Annotated in this window: 7 protein-coding genes; 2 read left to right on the top strand and 5 right to left on the bottom strand. The window is 67.9% G+C overall.

Features of this window, described 5'->3' with window-relative positions:
- Window positions 1–535: 535 nt before the first annotated feature.
- From ACX938_RS17880 to thyX, 5 genes are all read right to left on the bottom strand, one after another.
- Window positions 536–1,327, bottom strand: a complete 792-nt coding sequence (locus ACX938_RS17880) for an inositol monophosphatase family protein (RefSeq protein ID WP_232755195.1) — start codon at window positions 1,325–1,327, stop codon at window positions 536–538.
- Between the two features lie 69 nt (window positions 1,328–1,396).
- Window positions 1,397–1,717 (bottom strand): hypothetical protein, encoded by a 321-nt coding sequence (locus tag ACX938_RS17875; protein WP_459432047.1) that lies wholly within the window; start codon window positions 1,715–1,717, stop codon window positions 1,397–1,399.
- A gap of 190 nt (window positions 1,718–1,907) precedes the next feature.
- A complete protein-coding gene (locus ACX938_RS17870) occupies window positions 1,908–2,513 on the bottom strand; it encodes an outer membrane beta-barrel protein (RefSeq protein WP_459432046.1) in 606 nt (201 codons plus the stop codon).
- A gap of 198 nt (window positions 2,514–2,711) precedes the next feature.
- A complete protein-coding gene (locus ACX938_RS17865) occupies window positions 2,712–3,107 on the bottom strand; it encodes a DUF2177 family protein (RefSeq protein WP_459432045.1) in 396 nt (131 codons plus the stop codon).
- A gap of 131 nt (window positions 3,108–3,238) precedes the next feature.
- A complete protein-coding gene (gene thyX, locus ACX938_RS17860) occupies window positions 3,239–4,147 on the bottom strand; it encodes an FAD-dependent thymidylate synthase (protein WP_459432044.1) in 909 nt (302 codons plus the stop codon).
- A 349-nt stretch (window positions 4,148–4,496) separates the two neighbouring features.
- Here thyX and ACX938_RS17855 point away from each other — a divergent pair, with 349 nt between their 5' ends.
- Window positions 4,497–4,931, top strand: a complete 435-nt coding sequence (locus ACX938_RS17855) for a VOC family protein (RefSeq protein WP_459432043.1) — start codon at window positions 4,497–4,499, stop codon at window positions 4,929–4,931.
- The gene (locus tag ACX938_RS17850) at window positions 4,928–5,656 is read left to right on the top strand and encodes a DUF1194 domain-containing protein (protein WP_459432042.1); all 729 of its coding nucleotides are present in this window, start codon (window positions 4,928–4,930) and stop codon (window positions 5,654–5,656) included. The genes ACX938_RS17855 and ACX938_RS17850 overlap by 4 nt, the downstream gene beginning before the upstream one ends.
- Window positions 5,657–6,062 lie beyond the last annotated feature (406 nt).

Below are 6,062 nucleotides of genomic sequence, written 5' to 3'. Positions count from 1 at the left end.
CACTGACCACTGACCACTGACCACCCCAATCCGTCTCTCCGTCAAGGCGTGAAGCGACCCGGCAGTCCAAAGCGCCTCTTGCGCCCGAATAGCACCGAAGGTGCCGGGCGCGCGCCGGACCGGCCCCTTGGGCCGGCGCTCCTTGGAGTGGCGTGCTCAGATCGTCGCTAGCCCTGACCTTGTGGGGATAAAGCGCGCCGCTCGACAGTCGGCAGCGCCGGCCGCCGGTCCGGTGCGCGCCCTCTGGTGGGCTGGTTGAGAGGGGGTTGAGCGCCCGGCTTGTCTGCTGCGCACTCTTGGGATGATTGGCGAGGGGTGGTGGCGCCTCAGCGTGATCGGAGCGTTTGGCCAGAGGCGCTGGCGCCTCAGCGTGATTGGAGCGTTTGGCCGTAGGCGCTGGCGCCTCAGTGCGATTGGGGCGTTTGGCGGGGGGCACTGGCCCCTCAGCGTGATCGGGGCGTTTGGCCACAGGCGATGGCGCGCCTCAACAAGGTAGCGCCCGCGTCTACACCCAAGCCCCCAAGCCTCTCCGCCCTCACTCCGAGCGGATCACCCGGGCGAAGGCGTCGTAGAGCTGCCCGTTCGCGCAGAGGATCGCGCCGCTCTCGAGCGGGTCCTGGCCCTCGCGCACGCCGGAGACCAAAGCGCCGCCCTCGAGCGCCAGCAGCGAGCCCGCCGCCAGGTTCCAGACGTTCAGCTCGCGCTGCCAGAAGCCGTCGAACCGGCCCGCCGCCACATAGGCGAGGTTCAGCGAGGCCGCGCCCCAGTGTCGCACGCCGCCGCAGGCGGGCATCAGCTTGGCCAGGTCCTTCAGCGTCGCGGGCAGCGTGTGCTTGGCCGAGAAGGGCACGCCCGTGGCAAAGACCGCCTCGTGCATCCGCGCCCGGCCCGAGACCCGCATCCGCTTGTTGTCGTTGAGCCAGGCGCCGGCGCCCTTCTCGGTGTAGAAAAGCTCGTCCTTGGCGGCGTCATAGACCACGCCCGCGACGATCTTGCCCTTGTGCTCGAGCGCGATGGAGATCGCCCAATGCGGCAGCCCGTGCAGGAAGTTCGAGGCCCCGTCCAGCGGATCGACGATCCAGCGGCGGGTCGGATCCTCGCCCGGGGTCTCGGGCTCGCCCTTGGAGAGCCAGCCGTAGGTCGGCCGCGCCTCGGTCAGCTCGGCCTTGAGGATCTTCCCGGCCGCGACATCGGCGCGGTTGACGAAATCCGAGGCGCCGCGGGCGGAGGCCTGCAGGTTCTCGATCTCGCGGAAATCCTTCACCAGCGACCGCCCGGCTTTCCGCGCGGCCTTGATCATGATGTTGATGTTCGCGCTGCCCTGCATGTGCTCCGGCCTCGATGCTTCTGGTCAGGGCGGGCGTATACGCAAGGGGGCGCGGGATGTGAAGGGGCGCTACCGGCGCATCACGCCCTTTTCGCCGACCGGTGCGTAATAGCTGCCCTTGGCGCCCGCGTGACTGGCGCGATAGTGCCGCGCGCCGCCGGCGCGGTCGACGTAAGGGCCGGCATTGGCGACGCCGCAGCAGATCTCTCCGCCGATCTGCACCGGCGCGAGGCCCGCGGGGCAATAATTGGCCACATTCGGCACGGCGTTGTAACGGAAGTTGGAATTGGGGTCGTTGTGGGTGCCCTTGTAGGCATCGTCCCAGGCAAGCGCCGCCCCGCCCGAAAGGCAGAGCGCGGCCATGGCCAGCGCGGCGGTTCTGAAAAACATGGTGATAAGCCCCGGTTGCAAGAAATACACGCGGGAAGTGTTACGGCTGCAGGGCACTCCGTCAATTTTTATCGGGACTTGGCGGTAAACGCTGCCGCCCTGGTTGCGGCCCGGCGCGCCGCCCACCCGCAAATGAAAACGCCCGGCCGCGAGGCAACCGGGCGTCTTGTCCGATAGGTCAGAGACCCGATCAGAAGCGGTAGTTCAGCGAGACGTTTGCCGTGGTCGCGTCAACCTCGACGCCATCGTCGAACTCGTCAAATTCCTGGTAGACCACCTCGGTGCCGACGCTGACGTCTTCCTGCAGGAAGACCTCGTAGCCGAGACCGGCGAAGTAGCCGTTCGAGGAACCCGGATCGACCGCGTCTTCCTCGGTGGTGGCGCGAGCCCAGCCGCCGGTGGTGTAGAAGAGGTTCCGGCCGCTGTCGATGCCGAGACGGCCGCCGACGCGCAGGATGTTGTCGAGCTCGGCCGCGCCGTCGAGGTCGATGTTCGCCTCGTCGTACTGCAGGCCGACACCGCCGATCAGGTTGTTGCCGAGGCGCAGGTCGTAGTTGCCGCGCACACCGATGCTGCCGCCTTCTTCGTCGAAGTCACCGGGATCGCCGGACAGGTCGTTGTAGCCGAACTGCAGACCGACCGAGGGACCGGTGAAGTCATAGGCCGGTGCGGGCGCCGGGGCCGGAACCGGCGCGGCGGGTGCGGGCTCGGGCTGGGTCGGCTGCGGGCTGCCCGCGATGGCGGCGGTTGCGGTCGCGGCGACGAGCGCCGTGGCGGCGGTCATGGTCTTGAACATGTGTCTGCTCCGTGAGGTTATTCTTCACTTCCGACTGCCCCCGTTCGGGAGCGTCGCGACAGAAATGGGGATGATGCGGGCTTCGTTCCGTCACGCCCCGGTCACGAATTCTTGCCGTTGCAGAGAGACAACAGAGGCGGAAAACAGCCGACTTTCCGGTGCTTTATGAGCGGGGAGAGGCCGAAGGGCCGCCCCCTCTCAGGCCGCGAATCGCAGGGTGATCCAGACGCCCGCCCCCGCCGAGATGCCGGTCAGCGCCGCGCCCCAGAGCGTGTCGGCGGCCACCATCTGCCAGGACCAGTTCTTCATCACCGCCATGGAGGTGAACTCATAGGTGCCATAGGCCATGGCCCCGAGCACCGCGCCCTGCAGCGCCGCCCGCAAGGGATCGCCGTCGCGCAAGGCCGGTGCCGAGACCAGGAACAGGAGCCCCGCGACATAGGCCAGGTAGAAGCCCACGGCCGGCAGCATCATCGGGCTGTCGCGCATCATGTCCCCGAGGTGCCGCGAGAAGAGCGGCTTCATCACGCCGGTGAGCATGATCGCGTCCAGCACCAGGAAGATCAGGGCGGTGGAGATATAGAGGATCAGCATGGGGGCCTCGCGGATGAGAATGCGTTCCCCCGCAATCTAAGCCGGGCGCCGGGGTCGGCCACGGCGATCTGCGACGGGGCGTGCGTCGCGACGCCCCGTCAGGACTTCAGCCCCATAGACCCGTCAGCCCTTCAGCCCTTCAGCACACCCTGGAACTCGCGCCATTCGCCCTTGGACATGCCGCTTGCCTCCTGGGTGACCTCTTCGCCCGCCAGCATCCGGCGCAGGCAGTCGAGCGCCGTGGCCGAGAGGGTCGCCCCGCCCATGCGGTAGTCCTCGAAGGCGCGGTAGGCGAAGGGTACCCAGTCACGGACCATCTCGCCGATGGCATCGGCATAGACGCGGATCTCGTATTGCGCATGGGCGTCGGCGCGCAGCCGCAGGAAGTGCAGCAGGTTGTGCAGGTCCACCTTCCAGTACCACTGGGTGTAGATATTGGCGGGCAGGTTCATCCGCGCCAGTTCCCGCGCGAGGCCCTGCTGCCCCTCCTGCGAGATCATCTCTTCGTAGTGGTCGTAGGCGCGCATGGAATCGTCGCGCAGCCAGCGCAGGACCCGCTCGGCCTCCTCGCCCGAGAGCGCCTCGCCCCGGCCCTGGTTGTTGACCACCGACTGGGCGGCCAGCGCCTCGGGGGCGGGGATGTAGAACTCGCGGTCGAGGATCGAGTAGCGGGCGGAATATTCGTTCACATTGGCGGTGCGGTGGCGGATCCACTGGCGCGCCACGAAGACCGGCAGCTTCACGTGCAGCTTGATCTCGCACATCTCGAAGGGGGTCGAATGCCAGTGCCGCATCAGGTAGCGGATCAGCCCCTCGTCGTTGGAGACCGACTTGGTGCCACGACCGTAGCTGACCCGGGCGGCCTGGCAGATGGCGCTGTCGTCACCCATGTAGTCGACGACCCGCACGAAGCCGTGGTCGAGCACCGGACGCGCATGATAGAGGTGCTGCTCCATGCCCGGCACGGTGGCGCGCAGCGTGGGCCGGCTGTCCTGGCGGAGGGCGTCGATCTCGGCCTGTTGCTCGGCGCTGAGGGGCATGGCGGGGCTCCGGTTCTGAGGAATCGTTCTCACTATATCTTGCAGAGGCAGGCGATGAAAACCACCATATGAAGGTGGGTTTTTGCGATTTTGACGCGTGGCTCGGCGGCGGGGCCCCGATGCGGGGTGAGCGTGGGCCGCGTGCGGGCACGGTTCTGCGCGATTGTGATGGCCCGGGCGCCCGCTCCGGCTCGACAGGGGCGCGAAAGCCCCTACCCTGTCGCCAAGGCCGCGCTCCTGGCTGGCGCCCCCTTCCGCCGCGTGCGACAGGCGCGCCACGATCCGCAAGACAAACCCGCGACGACAACCCGAGACGACGACCAAAAAGACCGACCGAAAGAGGACAGCAATGTCGATCGAATACCTGCACACCATGGTCCGCGTGAAGGACCTGGAGACCTCCATCGCCTTCTACGAGCTCCTGGGCCTGAAAGAGCGCAACCGGATCGAGAACGAGAAGGGCCGCTTCACGCTGGTCTTCCTCTGCCCGCCGGGCCAGGAGGACGGCCACAACGACGTCGAGCTGACCTACAACTGGGACGGCGACGACGCGCTGCCCGACGACAGCCGCCATTTCGGCCACCTGGCCTACCGCGTCGATGACATCTACGCGCTCTGCCAAAAGCTTCACGACAACGGCGTGATCATCAACCGGCCGCCGCGCGACGGGCATATGGCCTTCGTCCGCTCGCCCGACAACATCTCGGTCGAGCTCCTGCAGAAGGGCGAGGCCAAGGAACCCCAGGAGCCCTGGGCCTCGATGGAGAACACCGGGCATTGGTGAGGCAGGGCTTCCTCGCCGCGGCCCTTTGGGCGGCCGCGGCGTTCGCGCCCGGGTCCGCCGCGGCGCAGGAGGCCGGCTGCCGGCTGGCCCTGGTGCTGGCGCTGGATGTCTCGAGCTCGGTCGACGACCGCGAGTACATCCTGCAACGCGATGGCGCGGCGGCGGCGCTGGATGATTCCGACATCCGCCGCGCGCTTCTGGCCGGGCCCGGGCATGTGGCGCTGGCGATCTACGAATGGAGCGGGCGGCGGCAGAACGCGCTGGTGCTCGACTGGATGGCGGTCCGCTCCGAGGCTGACATCGACCGTGCCGTGGCGACCCTGCGCGGCTTTCCCCGCAGCCAGACCCGCTTTCCGACCGCCATGGGTTATGCGCTCGGCTACGGCGCGACGCTGCTCGCCCGCGGGCCGGATTGCACGCGGCGGGTGATCGACGTCTCCGGCGACGGGATCACCAACGACGGCTTTGGGCCGGAGCTGGCCTACCAGCATTTCCCCTTCACCGGGGTGACGGTGAACGGGCTCGCGATCCTTGGGGCCGAGCCCATGGTGGCGGAATATTACATCCGCCAGGTCGCCCGCGGCCCCGGCGCTTTCGTGGAGCTCTCCGAGGGTTACGCCGGCTACCGCCGGGCGATGACCCGGAAGCTGTTCCGGGAGATCAACAACCTGGTGGTCGGGGAAACGCGACGGGTGCCGCATCCGCCGCTGGTGCCGCGGGGGTAGAGGGGCGCAGTGCTATGGGTGAATGGTGCGGCTGGGTAGGTGAATGGTCCGGCTCGGAAGAGCGGCGCGGTGCGTGCGAGGTGCCGCGGGGTCGATCCCGAGCGTACAGGGTGCCGCGTCCAATAGCAGGGCTCAGCTCCCAACCGGCCGAGCCAAGCGCTCATGCTGCAGCCCCATTTTGCGAGACCAGACGCGCGCCTCGGACAGCAGAGGCCGAGAAACAGAGAGCCGTTTCCTCCTTCAGCGCGAAGACTACGGACACCTACCACCCCTCGGCCAAGCGAAGGCAAAGGGCGCGCGCCGGACCGGGGGCCGGCGCTACTGACATCAGGGCTATGCGCTTTATGGCAGCAAGGTCATTGCTCGCTGTGAGCTAAGCACGCCACCCCAAGGAGCGCCGGCCCAT

The organism is Roseivivax sp. (genome assembly GCF_054552075.1).
The sequence above is the reverse complement of the archived record's forward strand: the minus strand, read 5'-3'. Positions and strand labels throughout refer to the sequence as shown.

Excerpts from the sequence above, each read along its gene's own strand:
- ACX938_RS17880 (WP_232755195.1), bottom strand. The coding sequence starts at position 1,327 with ATGCAGGGCAGCGCGAACATCAACATCATGATCAAGGCCGCGCGGAAA.
- ACX938_RS17875 (WP_459432047.1), bottom strand. The coding sequence starts at position 1,717 with ATGTTTTTCAGAACCGCCGCGCTGGCCATGGCCGCGCTCTGCCTTTCG.
- ACX938_RS17870 (WP_459432046.1), bottom strand. The coding sequence starts at position 2,513 with ATGTTCAAGACCATGACCGCCGCCACGGCGCTCGTCGCCGCGACCGCA.
- ACX938_RS17865 (WP_459432045.1), bottom strand. The coding sequence starts at position 3,107 with ATGCTGATCCTCTATATCTCCACCGCCCTGATCTTCCTGGTGCTGGAC.
- thyX (WP_459432044.1), bottom strand. The coding sequence starts at position 4,147 with ATGCCCCTCAGCGCCGAGCAACAGGCCGAGATCGACGCCCTCCGCCAG.
- ACX938_RS17855 (WP_459432043.1), top strand. The coding sequence starts at position 4,497 with ATGTCGATCGAATACCTGCACACCATGGTCCGCGTGAAGGACCTGGAG.